At 69.6% G+C, this 21,781-nt stretch carries 18 protein-coding genes; 13 read left to right on the top strand and 5 right to left on the bottom strand.

Translation table 11 applies throughout. The features are described from left to right. The first annotated feature begins 3 nt into the window (after positions 1-3). From KF780_05245 to KF780_05235, 3 genes are read left to right on the top strand one after another with little or no spacing between them, the layout of a single operon-like run. Positions 4-777 carry a 3-hydroxybutyrate dehydrogenase gene (locus KF780_05245; GenBank protein MBX3561200.1) on the top strand — a complete coding sequence of 258 codons (774 nt, stop codon included), beginning with the start codon at positions 4-6 and terminating at the stop codon, positions 775-777. A gap of 42 nt (positions 778-819) precedes the next feature. Then, complete coding sequence (locus KF780_05240) at positions 820-1,437, top strand: DUF4893 domain-containing protein (protein ID MBX3561199.1); 618 nt, start codon at positions 820-822, stop codon at positions 1,435-1,437. Positions 1,438-1,473: 36 nt separating this feature from the next. Next, positions 1,474-2,775: an amidohydrolase gene (locus KF780_05235; GenBank protein ID MBX3561198.1), complete on the top strand. Its 1,302-nt coding sequence runs from the start codon at positions 1,474-1,476 to the stop codon at positions 2,773-2,775. Positions 2,776-3,063: 288 nt separating this feature from the next. Here the strand turns inward: KF780_05235 and KF780_05230 are convergent, their stop codons facing one another. Continuing rightward, positions 3,064-3,999 carry an aldo/keto reductase gene (locus KF780_05230; GenBank protein ID MBX3561197.1) on the bottom strand — a complete coding sequence of 312 codons (936 nt, stop codon included), beginning with the start codon at positions 3,997-3,999 and terminating at the stop codon, positions 3,064-3,066. Continuing rightward, the gene (locus KF780_05225; GenBank protein ID MBX3561196.1) at positions 3,990-5,057 is read right to left on the bottom strand and encodes a mannose-1-phosphate guanyltransferase; all 1,068 of its coding nucleotides are present in this window, start codon (positions 5,055-5,057) and stop codon (positions 3,990-3,992) included. The genes KF780_05230 and KF780_05225 overlap by 10 nt, the downstream gene beginning before the upstream one ends. Before the next feature lie 91 nt (positions 5,058-5,148). On the opposite strand from KF780_05225, the gene KF780_05220 reads away from it, so the two are divergent. The 6 genes from KF780_05220 (at position 5,149) to KF780_05195 (ending at position 12,995) form a co-directional block, all read left to right on the top strand. Next, entirely contained in the window at positions 5,149-5,553 is a 405-nt protein-coding gene (locus tag KF780_05220) for a hypothetical protein (GenBank protein MBX3561195.1), read from the top strand. A gap of 104 nt (positions 5,554-5,657) precedes the next feature. Beyond that, the gene (locus KF780_05215; GenBank protein ID MBX3561194.1) at positions 5,658-5,993 is read left to right on the top strand and encodes a hypothetical protein; all 336 of its coding nucleotides are present in this window, start codon (positions 5,658-5,660) and stop codon (positions 5,991-5,993) included. Positions 5,994-6,137: 144 nt separating this feature from the next. Further along, on the top strand, positions 6,138-7,526 hold the full coding sequence (locus tag KF780_05210) for a TIGR03013 family PEP-CTERM/XrtA system glycosyltransferase (protein ID MBX3561193.1): 1,389 nt from the start codon (positions 6,138-6,140) through the stop codon (positions 7,524-7,526). Continuing rightward, the gene (gene prsK, locus KF780_05205; protein ID MBX3561192.1) at positions 7,526-9,616 is read left to right on the top strand and encodes a PEP-CTERM system histidine kinase PrsK; all 2,091 of its coding nucleotides are present in this window, start codon (positions 7,526-7,528) and stop codon (positions 9,614-9,616) included. The genes KF780_05210 and prsK overlap by 1 nt, the downstream gene beginning before the upstream one ends. A 2-nt stretch (positions 9,617-9,618) precedes the next feature. Further along, positions 9,619-10,977: a PEP-CTERM-box response regulator transcription factor gene (gene prsR / locus KF780_05200; protein ID MBX3561191.1), complete on the top strand. Its 1,359-nt coding sequence runs from the start codon at positions 9,619-9,621 to the stop codon at positions 10,975-10,977. Positions 10,978-11,111: 134 nt separating this feature from the next. Beyond that, the gene (locus KF780_05195; protein MBX3561190.1) at positions 11,112-12,995 is read left to right on the top strand and encodes a tetratricopeptide repeat protein; all 1,884 of its coding nucleotides are present in this window, start codon (positions 11,112-11,114) and stop codon (positions 12,993-12,995) included. Here KF780_05195 and KF780_05190 read toward each other — a convergent pair. Next, positions 12,992-14,794, bottom strand: coding sequence for an ATP-binding cassette domain-containing protein (locus tag KF780_05190; GenBank protein ID MBX3561189.1), 1,803 nt, complete (start codon positions 14,792-14,794; stop codon positions 12,992-12,994). The genes KF780_05195 and KF780_05190 overlap by 4 nt on opposite strands. A 127-nt stretch (positions 14,795-14,921) precedes the next feature. Here KF780_05190 and KF780_05185 point away from each other — a divergent pair, with 127 nt between their 5' ends. Together KF780_05185 and KF780_05180 are read left to right on the top strand one after the other, a co-directional pair. Continuing rightward, a complete protein-coding gene (locus KF780_05185; GenBank protein MBX3561188.1) occupies positions 14,922-17,141 on the top strand; it encodes a TonB-dependent hemoglobin/transferrin/lactoferrin family receptor in 2,220 nt (739 codons plus the stop codon). Between the two features lie 24 nt (positions 17,142-17,165). Next, positions 17,166-18,143: a hypothetical protein gene (locus KF780_05180; GenBank protein ID MBX3561187.1), complete on the top strand. Its 978-nt coding sequence runs from the start codon at positions 17,166-17,168 to the stop codon at positions 18,141-18,143. A 62-nt stretch (positions 18,144-18,205) separates the two neighbouring features. Here the strand turns inward: KF780_05180 and KF780_05175 are convergent, their stop codons facing one another. Next, the gene (locus tag KF780_05175; GenBank protein MBX3561186.1) at positions 18,206-18,940 is read right to left on the bottom strand and encodes a hypothetical protein; all 735 of its coding nucleotides are present in this window, start codon (positions 18,938-18,940) and stop codon (positions 18,206-18,208) included. Between the two features lie 75 nt (positions 18,941-19,015). On the opposite strand from KF780_05175, the gene KF780_05170 reads away from it, so the two are divergent. After that, a complete protein-coding gene (locus KF780_05170; GenBank protein MBX3561185.1) occupies positions 19,016-19,429 on the top strand; it encodes a response regulator transcription factor in 414 nt (137 codons plus the stop codon). A gap of 96 nt (positions 19,430-19,525) precedes the next feature. After that, entirely contained in the window at positions 19,526-20,056 is a 531-nt protein-coding gene (locus tag KF780_05165) for a DUF4199 domain-containing protein (GenBank protein MBX3561184.1), read from the top strand. Positions 20,057-20,060: 4 nt separating this feature from the next. On the opposite strand, the gene KF780_05160 is transcribed toward KF780_05165, so the two are convergent. Then, the gene (locus KF780_05160) at positions 20,061-21,668 is read right to left on the bottom strand and encodes an amidohydrolase family protein (GenBank protein ID MBX3561183.1); all 1,608 of its coding nucleotides are present in this window, start codon (positions 21,666-21,668) and stop codon (positions 20,061-20,063) included. Between the last annotated feature and the right edge of the window lie 113 nt (positions 21,669-21,781).

Here is a 21,781-nt window from a genome sequence, read left to right as displayed (position 1 = left end):
GCCATGTTCCTCAAGGGCAAGACCGCACTCGTCACCGGCTCCACCTCCGGCATCGGGCTCGCCATCGCCAAGGCACTCGCCGCCGAAGGCGCGAACATCGTCATCAACGGCTTCGGCGATGCGGATGCCATCGAGCAGGAACGCGCCGCTCTGGCCGAGGTGCATGGCGCGACTGTCCGCTACAACAGCGCCGATCTCACCAAGGCGGATGCGATCGAGACGATGATGGCCGAAATCGGCGGGGTCGATATCCTGGTCAACAATGCCGGCATGCAGCATGTCGCGCCGGTGGACGAATTCCCGGTCGACAAGTGGAACCTGATCCTGGCGCTCAATCTTTCCGCCGCCTTCCACACCACCCGGCTCGCCGTGCCGGGGATGAAGCAGCGCGGCTGGGGCCGGATCGTTAACACCGCGTCCGCCCACAGCCTGGTCGCCAGCCCGAACAAGTCCGCCTATGTCGCGGCCAAGCACGGCATCGCCGGCCTCACCAAGACGGTGGCGCTGGAGGTCGCGCAGGCCGGAATCACGGTCAATTGCATCAGTCCCGGCTATGTCTGGACGCCGCTGGTGGAAAACCAGATCCCCGACACGATGAAGACGCGCGGCCTCACCCGCGATCAGGTGATCAACGACGTCCTGCTCGCCGCCCAGCCGACCAAGCGGTTCGTCCAGCCCGATCAGGTCGCCGCTTTGGCCGTCTTCCTGTGCCGCGACGAGGCGGCGCAGATCACCGGCGCCAATCTCGGCATGGACGGCGGCTGGACGGCGGCCTGACGGGCTTGCCCTTGCCCGCCGATCCAGCGCAAGCTGCCGTCCATGCTCCGCACCCTCCTTCTCGCGTTCCTTGCCGGGCCGGCGCTCGCCCAGCCCGCCCCGGCGCCGGAGCCTGCGCCGGGGCAGAGCTGGCGGACGGTGGCCAGCGCCGATGATCGCCGCCGGCTGCGCGACTGGCGCGATGCCTGGACGCGGGGACTCGCCGAGGCACGCGAGAGCGGCCATGACGCGCTGATCGCGGGCGAAGGCGCGCTGCTCGATCCCGACGCGGCATTGGCCGATCCCGCGCCGCCGCCCGGCGAGTATGCGTGCCGCGTGATCAAGATCGGCAGCCAGTCCGGATCGCTCGATTATGTCGCCTATCCCGCCTTCCGCTGCCGCATCCGCGCCGAGGGCACTTCGCTGCTCTTCGCGAAGCTGACCGGATCGCAGCGCCCGCGGGGCCGGCTTTATGCCGATCAATCGACCCGCATGATCTTCATCGGCACGATGCAGCTCGGCGACGAGCGGCGCGCCTATCAATATGGCATCGACGCCGATCGCGACATGATCGGCATGATGCAGCGGATCGGCGAACGGCGCTGGCGTCTCGCCATCCCGTCTCCGCGATTCGAATCCCGGATCGACGTGATCGAGCTGGTCCCCGCCGGACGCCCCTAAGAAAGGACGAAGATGAGACGCAAAAGCCTCGCCGCCATGCTATGCGCCTGTGTCATGGCCACCGCTTTGCCCGTCCACGCCCAGGATTTGAGCTCCGCGATCCGGCAGGACATGCCCGACCTGCTGGAGCTGTATCGCGACCTGCACGCCAATCCCGAGCTGTCGATGCAGGAGACGCGCAGCGCCGAGCTGATGGCCGACGCGGTGCGATCACTCGGCTTCACCGTCACCACGGGCGTCGGCGTCACCGGCGTCGTGGCGGTGCTGGAGAACGGCCCCGGCCCGGTGCTGATGATCCGCGCCGACATGGACGGCCTGCCGGTCGAGGAGCAGACCGGCCTGCCTTATGCCAGCCGCGCGCGGGGCACGACGCGCGAGGGGCTGGACACCGCCCTGATGCACGCCTGCGGCCACGACACGCATATGGCCGCCTGGGTCGGCACGGCGCGGCGGCTGGCGGCGATGCGGGACCAATGGTCCGGCACGCTGGTGATGATCGCCCAGCCCGGCGAGGAGACCAGCCAGGGCGCGATCGCGATGCTGGAGGACGGCCTCTTCACCCGCTTCCCGCGCCCCAGCCACGCCATCGCCTTCCACGATTCGGCGACACTCCCGGCGGGCGTGATCGGCTGGTCGGACGGGCCGGCGCTGGCCAATGTCGACAGCGTCGACATGGTGGTGCGCGGGCTGGGCGGCCATGGCGCCGCGCCGCACACGACGCGCGACCCGGTCGTCCTCGCCGCCCGCATCGTCACCTCGCTCCAGACGCTGGTCAGCCGCGAGCTCGATCCGCTCGACAGCGCGGTCGTCACCGTCGGCTCCTTCCAGGCCGGCACCAAGCACAACATCATCTCGGACGAGGCGCGCCTGCTCATCACGGTGCGCAGCTACACGCCGGAGATCCGCCGCCAGTTGCTGGACGGCATCGCCCGGATCGCGCGCGGCGAGGCGATCGCCGCCGGCGTGCCGGAGGACCGGATGCCGATCGTCACCGTGCGCGAGGCGGAGGCCACGCCGGCCACGGTCAACACCGACGCCTTCACCACCAGCGTCATCGCCGGCTTCCGCGACCATTTCGGCGCCGACCGGGTGCGCCCGATCCGCCCGGTCATGGCCGGCGAGGATTTCGGCCGCTACCGGCTCGCCAATCCCGGCATGGAGAGCCTGATCTTCTGGGTCGGCGGCGTGCCTCAGGCGCGCTGGGACGCGGCGGCCGGCGACATGTCGCAGCTCCCCTCGCTCCACAGCCCCTTCTGGGCGCCGGAGCCCGAGCCGACCATCGCCACCGCCGTCGAGGCGATGACGGTGGCCGCGCTGGGCGTATTCGGGAGGCGCTGAGCCGCGACAAAACAGGCCATTCGCCACCACGCTTGGAGAGTGTTAAGTTTACTAAGTTGACAGGGTGAGGGGTGTTTTCGCGGGGCGCCGTCCGGACGGGAGCCGGTGTTTTTCAAAGAGCCGCGAGCCAGAGCCGAGACCCCGAGTCGGGGGCAAGCGTGACAGAGCATTTCCTACATTGGAAGCGGGGGGTCGGAGGTCTGCCATCGACCCTTTGCGGTCCTTCAGCCCTCCCTTTCAAGGGAGGGGTAAGAAGTGTCCACTCCCCACCCATAGCGGACCTCACCCCTATTCCGCCGACGCCGTCTCCAGCCTCTCCACCTGCGCTCCGCTCAGCTCAAGCGTCAGGACGCCGAGCAGCTCGTCGAGCTGGGCGAGGCTGGTGGCGCTGGCGATGGGGGCGGTGACGCCCGGGCGGGCGGCGAGCCAGGCCAGGGCGGTCTGGGCCTGGGTCGCGCCGGTTTCGGCCGCCACCTCGTCCAGCGCGGCGAGCACCGCGCGCCCCTTGTCGTCCAGGTAGCGCTTCATGCCGGCGCCGCGCGGGCTTTTGCCGAAATCCGCCTCGCCGCGATATTTGCCGGTGAGGAAGCCGGAGGCGAGGCCGAAATAGGGCAGCACGCCGAGATCGCGCTCGATACAGAGCTGTTGCACCGGCCCTTCGAAACCGGCCCGCGCCATCAGGTTGTATTCGGGCTGCAGCACGGTGAACGCCGCCAGTCCCGCCCGCATGGAGACGTCGAGCGCTTCGGCCAGCCGCGCGGCCGAATAATTGGACGCGCCGATCGCGCGGACCTTGCCGGCCTTCACGAGTCCGTCGAACGCGGCCAGCGTCTCTTCGAGCGGCGTCCCGGGATCGTCCTTGTGCGCATAATAGAGATCGACACGATCCGTGCCGAGCCGGGCCAGCGAGGCGTCGATCGCCGCCGCGATATGGCTGGGCGCGAGGCCCTTGTCGTAGCCGACCTTGGTCGCGATCAGCACGTCGTCGCGCCGGCCGCGCCGCTTCAGCCATTCGCCCAGCAGCGTCTCCGATTCCCCGCCGACATGGCCGGGCACCCAGTTCGAATAGACGTCCGCCGTGTCGATCATCGTGCCGCCGGCCGCGACGAAACGATCGAGCACATCGAACGCCTCCCCGCCCTTCACAGTGAAGCCGAACACGTTGCCGCCGAGTACCAGCCGGGGCGTTGCGAAGCCGCTCGCGCCGAGCTTCCTCATGTCCATGTGTCGCGTCCTTCCGCGTTCAATCGCTCGACGATCTCTTTCACGCGCTGGCTCTGGTCGCGCGGCACGACGAGCACCGCGCCGCCCGCCGCGATCACCACCAGATCCTTGACCCCGACCACCGCGACGAGCGGGCCGTCCGAGCGGATCAGGCAATTGTCGGCATCGAGCGCCAGCACGTCTCCCGCGATCGCATTACCCGCCGCGTCCTGCGCCATGATGTCGCGCAAGGCCGTAAAGCCGCCGATGTCGGACCAGCCGATGGCGACCGGCGCGACGGCTACTTTCTCGGCCTTCTCCATCAGCGCATAGTCGATCGAGATGGACGGCGCCCCGGCAAAGGCCGCCGCGTCGGGGCTGATGCGCGCGCCGTCCGCCTTCTGCCCCGCGACGGCGGCGCGCGCGGCGGCGAGGATGTCGGGCGCATGGGCCGCCAGCCCGTCGATCAAAGCGTCGGCGCGCATCAGGAAGATGCCGCCATTCCAGTCATGACCGCCTTCGGCGAGCCAGGCGGCGGCGGTGGCGGCGTCCGGCTTCTCGACGAAGCGATCGACCGCGAACAGCCCCTCGCCCAGCGCCGCGCCGCGCCTGATATAGCCATAGCCGGTTTCCGGCCGGTCCGGCGTCATGCCGAAGGTGACGATCCAGCCGTCCAGCGCCAGCGGCAGCGCCCGGCGCACGGCGGCATCGAACCCCGTGCAGTCCACGATATGCTGGTCGCTCGGCAGGACCAGCAGCACCGCCCCAGGCGCGGCGTTCAGCGCGGCGAGCGCGATGGCGGGCGCGGTGTTTCGGGCCGAAGGCTCCAGGATCAGGGTCGCGCCATCGCCCACTTCGGCGGCAATGGCATCGGCCTGGGCGGCGGCGCCGACCACCAGCGGCGGCGTGTAGAGCAAGGCATCGCCGACCCGCGCGGCGGTCAGCGCCAGCATGGTGCCAGCGCCGGTGAGGTCCAGCATCTGCTTGGGCCTGGCCTTTCGCGACAGCGGCCAGAGCCGCGTGCCCGCCCCGCCGCAGAGGATGACGGGCGTGACGCACGGATCGGATGAGATGATCATGCCTCATCCTAGCCCGTTCGCGCCGGTTGCCGGAAGCCCCGCTCGCCGCAAGCCGTCTTGCGCTTGCGCCGGGGCCTCCTATGTCGGCGGCGTGAGTCACGCCGCGCGCCTTGCCGCCGAAGACCGGCCCGGCCCGAGGAAGGGCGCCGTCGCGGCGTTTCTGTTCCTCGCCGCATGGCTCGCGGCCCTGGTCGGCGACGCCGCCACACCGATCTCCAACCCGCTCGGCCGCGCCACGATCGGATCGCCGACCATCGTCGATTCCGCCCCGGCGCCGCGCTTCGCGGCCCGGCAGGCGACGGACAGCGGGGTCTCCCGGCCCGACATCCGTTCCGACGACCCGATCGACGGCGGCGGCGCGGCGGTCCTCCCACCGGCCCTCGCCGCGCTTCCCCTTCCCGAGCGGGCCGAAACGCCGCTTCCTTCCCTGTCCTCCGATCCGCTCGCCGCGCACAGCGCGAGCGGCTTTCACGCCCGCGCTCCGCCGCGCGGCTGACGACCGGGCCGGCATCGCCCGGCCCTCTTGCACCATCGGATGAACCGGCCGGACGGGCCGCGCCGCAGCGCGCGCCCCGGCCACACAGGAAAGTGAATTGAATCATGAAGACCGCAAATATCGCGAGCGCGCGCGTGCTGGAGCCGCGCGCCGAGACTCATGCCGATAGCGCCCAGGCGCGGATGGATCGGATGGAGGCACTGCTGCGCCGTCACCCGCAGATCGGCGACGAGGAGACCGAGGAGCTGATCCGGTTCCTCACCAAGGGCAGCCAGATGGAGATCGGGACCGTGTCGGGCCGCGATGGCCTCGCTCCCCGGCTCGCCGCCTTCCGCCGCCTCCACGCCGCCCGGTTCCGGCCGAGCGTGGCGGCGCAATTGCTGTTCGCCGTCGCCGTGGTCGGCCCGATCCTCCTGCTCGCCTGGTATCTGGCGGGCTGAGCGGGGCGGGGGCGGCGCCCTCCCCCTCTCTCAGGCGCCGCCCCCGTTCTTGCTTCTTCTTTACCGATAATTTGTCAATTTCTCCGACACTCCCGGCGTGTCGGGATGCCTTACACATAAGCGTGCAGCCGGAGGGCCCCGCCCGTGATCCGGCTGTTCAAGCATTATATTCCCTATGCGGTGCTGCTGCTGGGGGCGATCGATTTCGCCCTGCTGATGCTCGCCGCGGAGATCGGCTGGACGCTCCGACTGTGGCAGCTGTCCGGCGATTTCGATCCGGGCGGGGAGCGGCTGCCCAATCTCCTCGCATTCGCCGGCGCGCTGCAGGTCGCGATGATCGCGGTCGGCGTCTATGGCACCGAGGCGCTGCGTTCGCTGCGGTTCGCGATCGCCCGGCTGGTGGTCGCGGCGATGCTCGCCATCCTCTTCCTGTCACTGGTCTTCTTCATCGTGCCGCCGGTCAGCTTCTGGCGCTCCAGCCTGCTCTACGCGATGTGGCTGGCGCTGGCCGGCACGATCGGCGTGCGCTTCGCCCTCAAGGGCGTGCTCGGCGGCGACCGGTTCAAGCGGCGGCTGCTGGTGCTCGGCGGCGGCGCCCGCGCCGCGCGGATCGAGGCGCTGGCGGCCCGGCCCGACGCCGGCTTCGCGGCGGTCGGCTTCGTCGCGATGAACGACGGGCCGATCGAGGTCGCGCGCGCCGTCAACCGCGCCGACATCGCCAGCCTGCCCGATCACCTGCTGAAGCTGAACGCCGGCGAGGTTGTGCTGGCGCTCGAGGAACGACGCAACGCGCTGCCGCTGGGCGATCTGCTGCGGATCAAGACCACCGGCGTCCACGTCCAGGATTTCTCCAGCTTCCTGGAGCGCGAGACGGGCCGGGTCGATCTCGACAGCCTCAATCCCTCCTGGCTGATCTTCTCCGACGGCTTTTCCGCGGGGCGGCGGCTGTCGAGCTGGGGCAAAAGGCTGTTCGACGTGGTGGCGAGCGCGCTGCTGCTGGCACTGACCTGGCCGCTCATCCTCGTCACCGCGATCGCGGTGAAGCTGGAGAGCAAGGGCCCGGCTTTCTATCGCCAGCGCCGCATCGGTCGCTATGGCGAGGCGTTCGAGGTGGTCAAACTGCGCTCGATGCGGACCGATGCCGAAGTGGGCGGCAAGGCGGTCTGGGCGCAGAAGGACGATCCGCGCGTCACCCGGATCGGCGCATTCATCCGCAAGGTCCGGATCGACGAGCTGCCCCAGGCGTGGAGCGTCCTCAAAGGGGAGATGAGCTTCGTCGGCCCGCGTCCGGAACGCCCCCAGTTCGTCGCCGACCTGGAGGTGCGCCTGCCTTATTATGCCGAGCGCCATGTCGTGAAGCCGGGCATCACCGGCTGGGCGCAGATCAACTATCCCTATGGCGCCAGCGTCGAGGATGCGCGCGAGAAGCTGGAATACGATCTCTATTACGCGAAGAACTACACGCCCTTCCTCGACATATTGATCCTGCTCCAGACGGCGCGGGTCATTCTCTGGCCGACGGGCGCGCGCTGATGCCGGCCGTGCTCGCCTTGTGGGGCCACCTCCTCGCCGCCGTGCTGTTCGCCATGCTGGCGCTGGCGCGCGCGCGGCACTGGAAGGAGGATCCGAGCAACCGTCCGCTCGCCGCCGCTTTCGCGATCGTCTCGGTCTGGGCATTGTCGCTGGCGACTTCGGGCGGCTACAGCCCGCTCGCCTTGCTCGCCGAGGGGGGGCGCAATCTCGCCTTCCTTGCATTCCTCTACGCGCTGCTGCGCGAGGCGGACAAAGGCGAGGGCGGCGGCCAGCGCGCGATCCGCGCGGTCTATGCCGCCGTCGCCGCGGTGGTCGGCCTGCAGATCGTCGTCGGCGGGCTGATCCCGCAATTCGGCGACCTGCCGGCGGCCTTCGAGGCGCTGGTCGCGACCGGCCGGCTGCTCGGCCTCACCGCTGCCGCCGGGGCGCTGATCCTGGTCCACAATCTCTATGGCCAGGCCTCGCACGGCTCGCGCGACGCGCTCAAATATCCGATGCTCGCGCTCGCCCTGATGTGGGCCTACGACCTGCATCTCTATACGATCGCCTATTTCACCCACGGCCTTGCCGACGACCTGTTCGCGCTGCGCGGGATCGTGCTGGCGCTGATGGCACCCCTGTTCGCGCTCGGCCTGCGCGGCGGCGCGGCGCTGCGGCTCCAGCTGTCGCGCGCCGCCACCTTCCAGTCGGTCTCGGCGGTGGCGATCCTCGCCTATCTCGCCGTGATGATGGCGGCGGCGCGGGCGATGGAGATCGTCGGCGGCAGCTGGGGGCTCGTCGCCCAGTTCGGCATCGTCTTCGCGATGACCTTCGCGGCGCTCGTGCTGCTGCCCTCGGGCCGGGCGCGCGCCTGGCTGCGCGTCTTCCTCGCCAAGCATGTCTTCGAGCATCGCTACGATTATCGCCGCGAATGGCTGCGCTTCGTCGCCACCCTCAACCGCGAAGGCACCGACGGCGCGCCGCTGGAGGAGCGGGTGGTGAAGGCGTTGGCCGATATCGGCGGCGCCTCGGCCGGGATGCTGCTCATCGCCGACGCGCAATATCGGCTCGCCCCGGCTGCGCGCTGGAACTCGGACGCGTATCTGCCGGCCACCGGCGACGGAGCGGATGCCCTGCTGCGCCATATGGAGACCCATGTCTTCGTGCTGGATTTCGACGCGGCGCGCGCCGGTGCGCTCGCCATCGACGGCTGCACGTTGCCCGTGCCGGCCTGGCTGGCGGGGCTGGAGCGCGCCTGGGCGGGCGTGCCGCTGATCCACAACGGACGGCTGGTCGGCCTCGTCATCCTCGATCATCCGCCCGAGCGGCGCCCGCTCGACTGGGAGGATTTCGACCTGTTCCGCACCGCCGGCGTGCAGGCGGCGAGCTATATCGCCGAAGCGCGCGGGCAGCAGGCGCTGGCCGACGCCAGCCGCTTCGACGAATTCAACCGCCGCTTCGCCTTCATCCTGCACGATATCAAGAATCTGGTGAGCCAGCTCAGCCTCGTCACCCGCAATGCCGAGCGCCACGCCGACAATCCCGAATTCCGTGCCGACATGATCGCAACGCTGCAAAGCTCGGTCCGGAAGATGAACGACCTGCTGGTGCGCCTGTCGCCCGGCGCGGCGCGCGACGCCGATCCGCCCCGCGCGGTCGCGCTGGAGCCGCTGCTGCGCAACCTGGCCGACAGCAAGGCGCGGACCCATCCGGTCGAGGTCGCCTGCGATCCGGGCCTGGAATGCGTCGCCGGGCCGATCGGCCTCGAACAGGCGCTCGCCCATCTCGTCCAGAACGCGATAGACGCCAGCCAGCCGGGCGTGCCCGTCCAGCTCAATGCCCGCGAAAGCGGCGGCGACGTCGTCATCGAGGTCGCCGACCGTGGCGCCGGCATGTCGGGCGAATTCGTCCGCGCCCGCCTCTTCCAGCCCTTCGTCTCGACCAAGGAAACCGGCTTCGGCATCGGCGCCTATGAGGCGCGCGCGCTCGTCCAGGCGATGGGCGGGCGGCTCGAGGTCGAAAGCGCCGAAGGCGAAGGCAGCTGCTTCACCCTGCTCCTGCCCGGCACTGCCGGCCAGGGCACCCACTATCTCGAACGGATGCGCGCATGACCATGCATGTGAAACCCAAGCTGCTGATCGTCGAGGATGACGAGGGGCTGCAGCGTCAGCTGCGCTGGGCCTATGACGATTACGAGGTGCTGATCGCCTCCGACCGTAATGCCGCGATCGATCTGCTGCGCGCGGCCGAACCGGCGGTGGTGACGCTCGATCTCGGCCTGCCGCCCGATCCGGACGGCGTCACCGAGGGCTTCGCCGCGCTCGAGACGATCCTGTCGCTGAAGCCCGAGACCAAGGTGATCGTCGCCTCCGGCCACGGCGCGCGCGAAAGCGCGCTGAAGGCGATCGCCTCGGGCGCCTATGATTTCTACCAGAAGCCGGTCGACATCGACCAGCTCGGCCTGATCGTGCGCCGCGCCTTCCAGCTCCACGGCATCGAGACCGAGAACCGGCGGCTGGAAAACGAGGTCGGCGACGAGCGCAAGGTGCTCGGCACGATGGTCACCGCCGCGCCGGAAATGGCGAAGGTGGCGCGCACGATCGAGCGGGTGGCGGACACCAATGTCTCGGTGATGCTGCTCGGCGCCAGCGGCACCGGCAAGGAATTGCTGGCACGCGGCCTCCATCAGGCGAGCGCGCGGCGCCATGCCGGCTTCGTCGCGATCAACTGCGCCGCCATCCCCGAGAACCTGCTGGAAGCCGAATTGTTCGGCTACGAGAAGGGCGCCTTCACCGGCGCGGTGCGCACCACCGAGGGCAAGATCGAGCTCGCCCATGGCGGCACGCTCTTTCTCGACGAGGTCGGCGACATTCCCCTCGCGCTCCAGGTCAAGCTGCTGCGCTTCCTCCAGGAACGGGTGATCGAGCGGATCGGCGGGCGCAAGCCGATCCCGGTCGATACGCGGATCGTGTGCGCCACCCACCAGAATCTGGAGACGATGATCGCCGAAGGCACGTTCCGCGAAGACCTCTATTACCGCCTCGCCGAGATCGTCGTGCGTATCCCGAGCCTCGCCGAGCGGCCGGGCGATCCGGCGCTGCTCGCCAAGCATTTCCTGGCCCGCTTCGCCCGGGAGATGAACCCGCATGTGAAGGGCTTCGCGCCCGGCGCGCTGGCGGCGATCGAAGACTGGCCATGGCCGGGCAATATCCGCGAGCTGGAGAACCGGCTGAAGCGCGCCGTGATCATGGCCGACGGCAAGTTCGTGTCGGCCGAGGATCTGGACCTGGCCGCGAACGAGGCCGAGGCGTTGCCGGTCAATCTCAAGGCCGCACGCGAGGAGACGGACCGCCGCGCGATCCGCAAGGCGCTGGCCCAGGCCGACAACAACATTTCCGGCGCCGCCCGTCTGCTCGGCATCAGCCGGCCGACGCTCTACGACCTGTTGAAGCAATATGGGCTGCAGCCTTGAGTCCTCACTCCCGCCTCTCCACCCACACCGTTCGTCCTGAGCTTGTCGAAGGACTGTCCTTCTTTTCACTCAGAAGAAAGAAAGGGCAGGGCTTCGACAGGCTCAGCCCGAACGGGTGGGGGTTGCCCGGCCTCGTGTCTCTAACCCTCCTCCTCGCCGCCTGTTCGGGCGGGTCGGGCACGGCGTACGAGCGCGGGGTCGCCGCGTTCGAGGCCGGCGACCTGCGCACCGCGCGAGTCGAGCTGATGAACGCGATCCAGGCCGATCCGGACAATGCCGCCGCGCGGATCATGCAGGCCCGTGTGCTGCTCGGCCTGAACGACGGCGCCGGCGCCGAGGCGGAGATCGCCCGCGCCCGCCAGTCCGGTGCGCCGATCGAGCGCACCCGGCATCTGATGGCCCATGCCCGGCTGCTGCAGGGCGATGCGCGGGGCGCGCTGGCCGAAGCCGAAGCCGCGCCCGCCGCGCACGAAGCCTATGCCGCGCGCATCCGGGGTCAGGCCTGGCTGCGGCTGGGCGATCAGGCCAATGCCGCCGCCGCCTTCGAACGTGCGCTGGCACTGGCGCCCCAGGATGGCGGCACCTGGGTCGAGGTCGGCCGCTTCCGCCGCGCGTCCGGCGATCTCGGCGGCGCGATCCAGGCCGCCGACCGCGCCGTCGCCGCCGCCCCGCAATCCGTGGACGCCTTGCTGCTGCGCGCCGAACTGACCCGCGGCCAATATGGCCTCGCCGCCGCTCTGCCCTGGTTCGACCGCGCGCTAGAGGTCGATCCCGCCCATGTCGGCGCGCGGCTGGAGCGGGCGATCACCTATGGCGACATGGGCCGGATGCGCGAGATGCTGGCCGATGCGCGCGAGGTGCATCGGCTGACCGGCGGTCATGCCAATGCCTATTATCTGCAGGCCATGCTGGCCGCCCGCGCGCGCAATTTCACTTTGGCCCGCGCGCTCTACGACCGGACGCGCGGCGCGTTCGACGAGCTGCCGGCCGGCATGCTGCTCGCCAGCGCGATCGATATCGAGACCGGCAATGCCGAGCGCGCGGCGCGGCGGCTCGAAACCCTGGTCGAACGGCAGGGCGGAAACCGCAAGGCCCGCCGCCTGCTCGCCGCCGTCCGCTGGCGGCTCGGCGATGCGCCCGGCACGATGGCCGCGCTCGCCCCCTTCGTCGATCTGCCGGACGCCGATTCCTACAGCCTGTCGCTGATGGGTCGGGCGCTGGCCCGGGCCGGCGATGCGGCCCGCGCCTCCCACTATCTCGCCCGCGCCGCCAACCCCGCCCCGGTCGCGCTGACCGCGATCGAGCGGATCGACGACGGCGCCTTCGCCCGGCTGCGCGACGAGGCCGATGCCCGGCCGGATGACGGCCCGCTGCAGGTCCGCTTCGTCTCCGCTTTGCTCGCGCGCGGGCTGGGCGAGGAGGCATTGGCCCGTGCCCGGCGGCTCCAGGCCGCCAGCCCGGGCGCGCCCGAGGCGCATATGCTGGTCGGCGACGCGCTCGGCGTGCGCGGCGATTTCGCCGGCGCCGCCGAGCAGTATCGCCGCGCCGCCAATATCGCCTTTTCCGAAAGCGTGGCGCTGCGCCTGATCGAGGCGCTGCAGCGCTCCGACCAGGCGGAAGCGGCGGGGCAGGTGCTCGAACTGTTCCTGCGCCAGAATCCGCGCAACGTGCCCGCGCTCAACATTTACGCCAACCGCGCGATGCTGGCCGAAGACTGGGCGGGCGCGATCCGCGCCTATGAAAGCCTGCGTGCCCGGCTCGGCGACAATGACGCGACCGTGCTCAACAATCTCGCCTGGGCCTATGCGGAGACGGGCGCGGTGGACCGAGCCGTTCCGCTCGCCCGGCGCGCTTATGCGCTCGACCGCGACAATCCGGTGACGGCGGACACGCTGGGCTGGATCCTTTTCAGGGCCGGCCGCCGCGCCGAAGGGCTGGTGCTGCTGGAGCAGGCCGCGCGCGGCGCGCCCTCCGACGCGGATATCCGCAGGCGGCTTGAGCGGGCGCGGGCGGGTTAGCCCGCCAGCGCCTCGGCCTTTTCCGCCAGTTCCAGCCAACGTTCCTCCGCCGCGTCGCGCTCGGCCCTGGCCGAGGCAACGGCCTGGCTCAGCCGCTCGAACAGGCCGTGGTCGCGGCTGTAGAGATCGGGATCGGACAAGGCCGCCTCGTCGCGGGCGATCTCCGCCTCCAGCTCCTCGATCCGCGCCGGCAGCAGGTCGAGATCGCGCTGGTCCTTGTAGGAGAGTTTCGCCCCCCCCTCCCGCTTGCGGGCAGGGGTGTGAGCCTGCGGCGTCCGCGATTGCCCACCCCCGGCCCCTCCCGCACGCGGGAGGGGGGATTTGCGCTTCCGCTCCCAATCCTCGTAGCCGCCCGCCACGATATCGACCTTGCCGGAGCCGTCGAGGCCAAGCGTGATCGTCACGGTGCGGTCGAGGAAGTCGCGGTCGTGGCTGACGATGAGGACGGTGCCCTCATAATCGGCGATCACTTCCTGCAGCAGATCGAGCGTCTCCATGTCGAGATCGTTGGTCGGCTCGTCCAGCACCAACAGGTTCGACGCGCGCGCGAATTCCCGGGCGAGCAGCAGGCGCGAACGCTCGCCGCCCGAGAGCGTGCCGATCTTCGCGTCGATCAGGGTCGGCTCGAACAGGAACTCCTTCAGATAGCCCTGCACATGCTTCTTCGCGCCGCGCACTTCGATCCAGTCGCCGCCGTCGGCGAGGATGTCGCGTACGCGCTTGTCGGGATCGAGCAGCTTCCTCTGCTGGTCGATCATCACGCCGGCCAGCGTCCTGGCGCGGGTCACCCTGCCCTCGTCCGGCGCGATCTCGCCGGTCAGCAGCCTGAGCAGGGTCGTCTTGCCGGTGCCGTTGGCGCCGACCACACCGATCCGGTCGCCGCGCTGGATACGCAATGAGAAGTCGCGGATGATCGTGCGATCCCCGAAGCGCTTCGTCACGTTCTCCGCGTCGATCACCGTCTTGGTGCGGACGTCGTCGGTCGCCAGCGCGAGCTTCGCGGTGCCCGCCGGGCCGAGCATCGCGGCGCGAACGGCGCGCATCTCGTGGAGCTTGGTCAGCCGCCCCTGGTTGCGCCGCCGCCGCGCGGTGACGCCGCGCTGGAGCCAGTGCAGCTCCAGCTTGAGCTTCGCGTCGAGCCGCTCGGCGTTGCGCGCTTCCTCCTCATAGACCTTCTCGGTCCAGGCCTCGAAGCCGCCATAGCCGACCTCGGCGCGGCGCAGGCTGCCGCGATCGAGCCAGAGCGAGGAGCGGGTGAGCCGCTTCAGGAAGGTCCGGTCGTGGCTGATGACGATGAACGCGCCGGTATAGCGGCCGAGCCAGTCCTCCAGCCATTCGATGCCGGCGAGATCGAGATGGTTGGTCGGCTCGTCGAGCAGCAGCACGTCCGGGTTTTGCGCCACCGCCCGGGCGATCGCGGCGCGGCGCCGCTCGCCGCCCGAGGCGGTCGCCGCGTCGCGGTCGAGATCGAGCCCGATCTGGGTCGCCGCCGCCTCCACCTCGTGCGCCGCCGGCGCGTCCGGCCCGGCCAGAGCGAAATCGCGCAGGGTGGCGAAGCCGGCCAGCGACGGGTCCTGCTCCAGCAGCACGATCCTGATGCCGGGCTGGATCGTGCGGCGTCCCTCGTCGGTTTCGATCATGTCGGCGAGGCATTTGAGCAGGGTCGTCTTGCCCGCCCCGTTGCGGCCGATCAGCGCGAGCCGGTCGCGCGCGCCGATGAACAGGTCGAGCCCCCGGAACAGCCAGCCGGAGCCCTGGACGAGGCCGAGACTTTCATAAGCGAGAACGGGTGCGGACATGGGCGGCGATGTAGGCAGCTACGCGCGTTTTCTCCAGCCCCGACGCAATCCCCCGATTGACGCACCGTCATTTCCGATTAATAGCGACTGCGAATCATTCGCATTAGCAAGAGAAAGCGGGGGAAAGATGACACGCGTGCTGTTGATGGCCGGAACGATGCTGGCGGCAACGATGCCGGGCGCGGCCTGGGCGGAAACGGGGACCGAGGCCGAATCGGCGGACGCCGGCGGCCAGACCATCACGATCACGGCGACGCGCACCCCGACGCCGATCGAGAACGTCCCCGCCACCGTCTCTGTGATCGACGCGGAGCAGATCGCCGATCAGCTCGCCGGCGATGCGCGCGATCTGGTCCGCTTCGAGCCCGGCGTTTCCGTGCCGCGCTCCCCCGCCCGCTTCGGCGCGGCGCTGGGCGCCACCGGCCGCGACGTCAATTCCGGCTTCCGCATCCGGGGCATTGGCGGCAATCGCGTGCTGATCCAGGTGGACGGCATCCGCGTGCCGGACGGCTTCTCCTTCGGCGCGCAGCTCACCGGGCGCGGCGATTATGTCGATCTCGGCATCGTCCGCTCGGTCGAGATCCTGCGCGGCCCCGCCTCGGCGCTCTACGGTTCGGACGGCCTGGCCGGCGCGGTCAGCTTCCTGACCTCGGACCCGGAGGATCTGCTCGCCGGCGGCCGCTCGGTCACCGGCATGCTGCGCGCGGGCTACGATTCGTCGAGCGACGAATTCAGTGAGACGGCGCTCGTCGCCGGACGTTCGGGCGCCTGGTCGGCGCTCGTCTCCTATACCCGCCGCGACGGCAGCGAGCTGGAGAATCAGGGCACGAACGCCTCCCCCGATTCGCGGCGCACCGCCCCCAATCCGCAGGACACCCGCTCCAACGCCGTGCTCGGCAAGCTGGTCTTCGCCCCCAGCGACACGCACCACTTCCGGCTCACCGCCGAATATGGCGACGGCCGCATCGACACCGACGTGCTGAGCGGCCGCACGGCGCCGCCCGCCTCCGGTCCGCTGCCGGCAACGGCGGTGATCGATCTCACCGGACGCGACACGACCCGGCGCAAGCGGGTGAGCCTCGACTGGCGTCATGACGGCGGCGGTGCGCTCGATTTCGTTCAGATCGCGCTCTACTGGCAGGACAGCGAGAACCGCCAGTTCACCGCCGAGGACCGCAACACCGCCGCGGACCGCACCCGCATCAACAGCTTCGACAACGAGGTGATCGGCGCCAGCGCCGAGGCGCGGGCGAGCTTCACGACCGGCCCGTTCAGCCACACCATCGTCTTCGGCGGCGATATTTCCCGCACCCATCAGGAGGGCCTGCGCGACGGCACCGTGCCGACCCCGCCGGACGTGTTCCCGTCCCGCGCCTTCCCGGAAACCGATTATGTGATGGCCGGCCTGTTCCTGGGCGACGAGATCGGCATTGCGGACGGCGCCTTCACGCTCTTTCCGGCCCTGCGCTTCGATCATTACGACCTGAACGCGCTCGACGATCCGCTGCTGCCGGGCTTCGCCGGCGCCGATCAGAGCAGCTCGCGCGTCACGCCCCGGCTCGGCGCGATCTGGCGGGTGGGGCGCGGCTTCAGCCTCTACGCCAATTATGCGCAGGGCTTCAAATCGCCCTCGCCCAGCCAGGTGAACCAGTTCTTCGAGAATCTGAATTTCGGCTACACCTCGATCCCCAATCCCGATCTGCGCCCCGAAACCAGCGAAACCTGGGAAGCGGGCATCCGCCATCAGGGGCCGATCCTGTCCGCCTCGCTGACCGGCTTCGTCGGCCGCTATGACGATTTCATCAGCCAGCAGGTGGTGTCGGGCAGCTTCACGCCCGCGGATCCGGCGGTGTACCAGTTCATCAACCTCAATCGCGTCGAGATCGAGGGGATCGAGGGCCGTGCGGGCCTCAATTTCCCGAGTGGCTTCACCGCCGATTTCGCCTTCGCCTGGGCGACGGGCGAGGTGGTTCAGCCTAATGGCGCGACCGCGCCCTTGTCGAGCATCGATCCGCTCAAGGTCGTGCTGGGCGTGGGCTATCGCGCGCCGGACGGGCGCTTCGGCGGCACTCTCTATCTGACCCATGCCGACCGCAAGTCGCTGGAGAGCACGGCGGCCCTGTGCACGCCCTCCTGCTTCCGCCCCGCGGCTTCGACCGTGCTCGACGCCACCGCCTTCTTCCGGATCAGCGACGCTTTCACGCTGCGCGCCGGCCTCTTCAACATCACCGACGAGGCTTACGCCTATTGGAGCGACGTCGCCGGCCTCGCCGCCACCTCGACGGTCACCGACGCCTACACCCAGCCGGGCCGCAATTTCCGGGTGTCGCTGACCGCGCGCTTCTGATTACGTTCAACCATGGGGAGAGACATGAAACCGACCGCCATCATCGCAGCCCTGCTGGCCGGCATCGCCGCGCCCGCCTTCGCCCAGCCGCCGGAGCCGCCGGTCCAGGCCAACGTCGTCGCGCCCTCGACCTTCGAGGCCGACCGCGCGTCGATCCTCGCCATGGCCGGCAATTTCCGGGTTCGCTTCGACATGCGCGAGCAGACGTCTTGGCGCGAGGACTACACGCCGATCGACGCTTCGACCTCGGGCGGGCACGAGGTCGTGCGGGTGATCGCCGATACCGGCCGCTTCATCAGCCTCCAGCATCTGCTGGTCGTCACCCATGAGGGGCAGACCCACATCATCAAGCATTGGCGGCAGGATTGGACCTACGAGCCGGAAACCTATCTGGCCTATGCCGGCCAGGGCCAGTGGCGGGTCGAGCGCATCCCGGAGGAACGTCGCCGGGGCGTGTGGACGCAGACCGTCTGGCAGGTGGACGACAGCCCGCGCTACGGTTCCTACGGCCGCTGGACCGAGACGGGCGGGGTGCGCCGCTGGCGCTCCGACTGGACGTGGCGGCCGCTCGCCCGGCGCGATGCGATCCGCAGCCCGCGCTACGACCGCTATCTCGCCATCAACCGCCATTCGCCGACGCCGGACGGCGGCTGGATTCACTGGCAGGACAACCAGAAGATGGGCCTGGTCGAGGGCGATCTCGTCCCCTTCGTGCAGGAATCGCTGCTGAACACCTATCGACCCTTCGACGATTATGACGTGGCGGCGGCCGATCGCTACTGGGCCGCCTCCAGCGACTATTGGGCCGCGGTGCGCGCCGAATGGGACCGCGTCCAGACGGCGACCGGCGGCATCCGCATCCAGGAGGAAGCGCAGACCGGCAACGTCATTGCCGGCCGCCTGCTCGAAATGGGCACCGAGATCGCCGCCGGCGAGCTGCAGACCCCGGCGGCGATCGCCGAGGCCCGCCGCCTGATCCGCGAGGCGACCGGGACGAACTGATTCAGAGCCCTGCGGGGGCGGCGCGGGAGACTCTCTCCTCCCGCGCCGTTCAGGGTCCGCACTCAATAGCCCTCGGCGTTGCCCCTTCCGCGGAACCAGTAGAAATCCGCCGGCAGCCGCGCGGCGAGGCGCAGCCGGCCCGGCCCGGATATCGCCAGCGCGTCCCCCGCATTGGCGACCACCCCATTGGCCTCCAGCCGCCCGGCGCGCAGCACGACATAGAGGCAATCGTCCGGCTCCAGCCGCCGCTTCAGCATCGCATCGGCGGCGAGCGTGGCCCGCGCCACCCGCGCATCGGCAGCCCAGCGCAGCGTCTCGGCGCTCGCCGGCCGGTTCGAGGCGATCGGCCGGGCGAAGCCGCGCGGCGCGCGGGGGCGGACCGTGCGGCGCGGTTCGCCATGGATGCGCGGCGCCTTCGCCCAGATTTCGATATAGCGCGCCGGCACGTCGCCGATGGCCGCGACGCCGAGATCGGCGCCGACCCCGCTGTGAACGAGCTCGACCGCACCCGCCATCATCGGCGCGCGCGGTGCCCAGCGACCGGTGCGCCGCAGCCGCCCGTCCAGCACCAGGGTCAGGATCTCGAAACCGGCATGGAGGCTGGGCGTCCGTTCGGCGCCGGGCTGGAGAGTGAATTCGTGGAAGGCGCGCAGCAGGCCCCATTCCATCCGGTCGGCGCGCTGGAAGCCGGCGAAGCAGAAATGGTGCTGGCCGGACAATCCGTCGAGCTCGGTCCGGCCATGCTCGGCGGCGGGGCGCAGCTCGACATGGCGGGGTTCGATCGATGTCCGGTCCATCCCTCCGCCTAGCGGATGGGGCAAGGCGAAGCGACCCCGCTGGCCCTGTTTTTCCTTTTCTGGCAGCTATGGCCGATGTGGCGCACGATCCTGCTTTATGCCTTCGGCCTCGCGCTCGCGGTCGGCGCGCTGCAATGGCTCGAGCATCGCTATGTGCTCCAGACCTTCTCGACCGAAATCTATGTCGCCATCGTCGCCGCCGCCTTCGTCCTGCTCGGCCTGTGGGCGGGGATGCGGCTCACGCCCCGGCCCGCCGCGCCGGGCTTCGCGCGCAACGAGGCGGCGATCCGCACCCTCGGCCTCTCCCCCCGCGAATGCGAGATCCTGGACCTCCTCGCCTCCGGCCAGTCGATCAAGGAGCTGGCCCGCACGCTCGGCATCTCGCCCAATACGGTGAAGACCCATGTCGCGCGGGTTTATGAGAAGCTCGACGCGCGCAACCGCGTGGAGGCGATCGAAACGGCGCGGCGATTGAGCCTCATCCCCTGAGACGATTTTCGGCCAATCACCCGTCCGGGCGATAGCTTCGCCTATGCGAACCGCCTTATGCTTCGCCCGTCACGACAACGGTGGGAGTCGCCGCTCATGAAATACGCGCTCATCTACGGATTGCTGGCCGGCATGGTGATCATCTCGGTCATGCTCGCCGGCATCCTTGCCGGCGGGCAGGACAGCGCCTTCGCCTCGATGTGGTTCGGCTATCTGGTCATGCTCGTGGCGATGACCTTCATGTTCGTCGGCGTGAAGCGCTATCGCGACAACGAGCATGGCGGCGTCATCCGCTTCTGGCCGGCGCTGAAGATGGGGCTCGGCATCGCGGTGGTGGCGGGCCTCGCTTATGTCGTCGTGTGGGAAATCTACCTCGCCTCGACCGGCTATCGCTTCATCGAAGATTATCTCGCCGGCATCGCCGGGACGCTCGCCGCGCAGGGCAAGAGCCCGGCCGAGATCGCCGCGGCGATGGCGGATTACGAATGGGTGCGGGTCAATTATCCCAACCCGCTGATCCGCGTCCCGCTCACCTTCACCGAGGTCTTCCCGGTCGGCCTGATCGCCGCCCTGGTGTCGGCGGCGCTGCTGCGCAATCCGAAGCTGCTGCCCGCGCGCAGCCGGTAGGAGGTCAGCGGGCGCCCTCGCGCGCCCGCGCCTCCTCGACCATTCGTGCGACGCTTTCGAGCAAGGCGGGCGCGTCGTAGACGATGCCGTCCTTGATCGTCCACCTCACCCCGCCGACCCGCTCGGCCTGCTGCGTCGCCGGATTGAGCCGCACATGGCCGGTGCCGTAGAGCAATTTGAAATTCTCCAGCGGATTGCCCGGCACGATGACGAGATCGGCGAGCATGCCGGGGCGGACCAGTCCGAAGGGCGGCTCCTCGCCGCGCGGGGCGTAGATTTCGCGCGCGCCGTTGATCGTCGCCGCCTGGATCACCTCCAATGGGGAGAAGCCCGCTTCCTGCAGCATCTCCAGCTCGCCCACATAGGAGAAGCCCCAATTCTGGTAGATATAGCCGGGATCGGAGCCGACCGTGACCCGCCCGCCCATATTCTTGTAATCGTTCACCAGCCGCATGAACGGGCCGTAAAAGCGCCGCCACGCCACTTCGTCCGCCGTCGTCCAGTCCCAGAAATAGGAGCCGTGATGGACCATGCTGGGATCGAAGAAGCGCTGCAGCGAGGGCAGGGTATAGCGCGCATGCCAGTCGGCGGTGCGCGCGCGCATCACGTCGCGCGAGGCGGAATAGATGTTGAAGGTCGGCGACAGGGTGACGCCCCGCTCCAGCAGCCGGCCCAGATAGGCGCGCCATTCCTCCCCACCCGGCTCGACGATCTGGTCGGCGAGCCGCGCCACTTGCGAGAAGCGCCATTGCTCGTCCGCCATGTTGTATTCGGCCGGGTAGGAGGGCAGCCGTCGGTCGCGCAGCAGGGCTTCGAAATGGCCGTAGAAATGGGTGATGCCGGCCAGCCCCATCTCGCTCGCCACGTCGCCATTCACTTCGGCGACGCCGCCCTGCCCCAGATGTGCGACCGTGCCGAGGCCGAGCCGGCGCGCTTCCTCGATCGCGGCGCGGGTGATGGCCGGGGGATCGTTGAAGAACTTGACCCCGTCATAGCCCTGCGCCGCCAGCCAACGCACCCAGGCGCGGGCCTGCTCCGGCGTCGTGACCGGGCCATTGTCCCAGCCGTCGCCGAGCGAGAGATAGGCGAACAGGCGCGGCGCGACGATGCTGTTGTCGCGGCTCCGCTGCCGGTCCGACAGCGACATGTTGTCGCGCCCGAAATAGAGGCTGACGCCGCGCACCGTGGTGACGCCGTGCGCCAGCCACAGCCGGTAGCCATAGGTCGCGTTGGGCGCCTTGTCGGGATCGCCATTATGGCCGTGCGTGTCGACGAAGCCCGGCATCACATACATGCCGCTGGCGTCGATCTCGTGATCGGCGTCGCGCGGCTCGCGATTCTCGCGCATCGGCAGGCCGGGATTGCCGGCCGAGCGGATGCTTTCGATCCGGTTGCCCGAAATCACGATGTCGACCGGCCCGCGCGCCGGCGCGCCGGAGCCGTCGATCAGCATCGCGGAGCGGATGACCAGCCGGCGATAAGGCCCCGCGCCCTCGCCCGGCTGGCGGTCCGGCACGCGTTCCATCCGTTCGCGCTCCTGCGCCTGCGCGATCGGGGCCGGCGCCAGGACGGTCGCCAGCAAGGCCGCGAGGCCGATCTTTCGCCATCCCATCCGCCCGTCCCCTTTTTCGTTTCGCGCCAAATCTTAAGGCGAGCCTACCGCCCTATTCATGGCCTATTCAATGGCTTCTGCTATTGCCCCGCACGATGCTTTTCTGACAAGAG

It is taken from the genome of Sphingomonas sp. (assembly GCA_019635535.1).
Classification (GTDB): domain Bacteria; phylum Pseudomonadota; class Alphaproteobacteria; order Sphingomonadales; family Sphingomonadaceae; genus Allosphingosinicella.
This window is presented reverse-complemented; position numbering and strand designations above follow the sequence as displayed.

Bases quoted from the DNA above. Each gene is read 5' to 3' on its own strand.
- KF780_05245 (MBX3561200.1), top strand. From the start codon at position 4: ATGTTCCTCAAGGGCAAGACCGCACTCGTCACCGGCTCCACCTCCGGC.
- KF780_05240 (MBX3561199.1), top strand. From the start codon at position 820: ATGCTCCGCACCCTCCTTCTCGCGTTCCTTGCCGGGCCGGCGCTCGCC.
- KF780_05235 (MBX3561198.1), top strand. From the start codon at position 1,474: ATGCTATGCGCCTGTGTCATGGCCACCGCTTTGCCCGTCCACGCCCAG.
- KF780_05230 (MBX3561197.1), bottom strand. From the start codon at position 3,999: ATGGACATGAGGAAGCTCGGCGCGAGCGGCTTCGCAACGCCCCGGCTG.
- KF780_05225 (MBX3561196.1), bottom strand. From the start codon at position 5,057: ATGATCATCTCATCCGATCCGTGCGTCACGCCCGTCATCCTCTGCGGC.
- KF780_05215 (MBX3561194.1), top strand. From the start codon at position 5,658: ATGAAGACCGCAAATATCGCGAGCGCGCGCGTGCTGGAGCCGCGCGCC.
- prsK (MBX3561192.1), top strand. From the start codon at position 7,526: ATGCCGGCCGTGCTCGCCTTGTGGGGCCACCTCCTCGCCGCCGTGCTG.
- prsR (MBX3561191.1), top strand. From the start codon at position 9,619: ATGCATGTGAAACCCAAGCTGCTGATCGTCGAGGATGACGAGGGGCTG.
- KF780_05190 (MBX3561189.1), bottom strand. From the start codon at position 14,794: ATGTCCGCACCCGTTCTCGCTTATGAAAGTCTCGGCCTCGTCCAGGGC.
- KF780_05185 (MBX3561188.1), top strand. From the start codon at position 14,922: ATGACACGCGTGCTGTTGATGGCCGGAACGATGCTGGCGGCAACGATG.
- KF780_05180 (MBX3561187.1), top strand. From the start codon at position 17,166: ATGAAACCGACCGCCATCATCGCAGCCCTGCTGGCCGGCATCGCCGCG.
- KF780_05175 (MBX3561186.1), bottom strand. From the start codon at position 18,940: ATGGACCGGACATCGATCGAACCCCGCCATGTCGAGCTGCGCCCCGCC.
- KF780_05170 (MBX3561185.1), top strand. From the start codon at position 19,016: ATGTGGCGCACGATCCTGCTTTATGCCTTCGGCCTCGCGCTCGCGGTC.
- KF780_05165 (MBX3561184.1), top strand. From the start codon at position 19,526: ATGAAATACGCGCTCATCTACGGATTGCTGGCCGGCATGGTGATCATC.
- KF780_05160 (MBX3561183.1), bottom strand. From the start codon at position 21,668: ATGGGATGGCGAAAGATCGGCCTCGCGGCCTTGCTGGCGACCGTCCTG.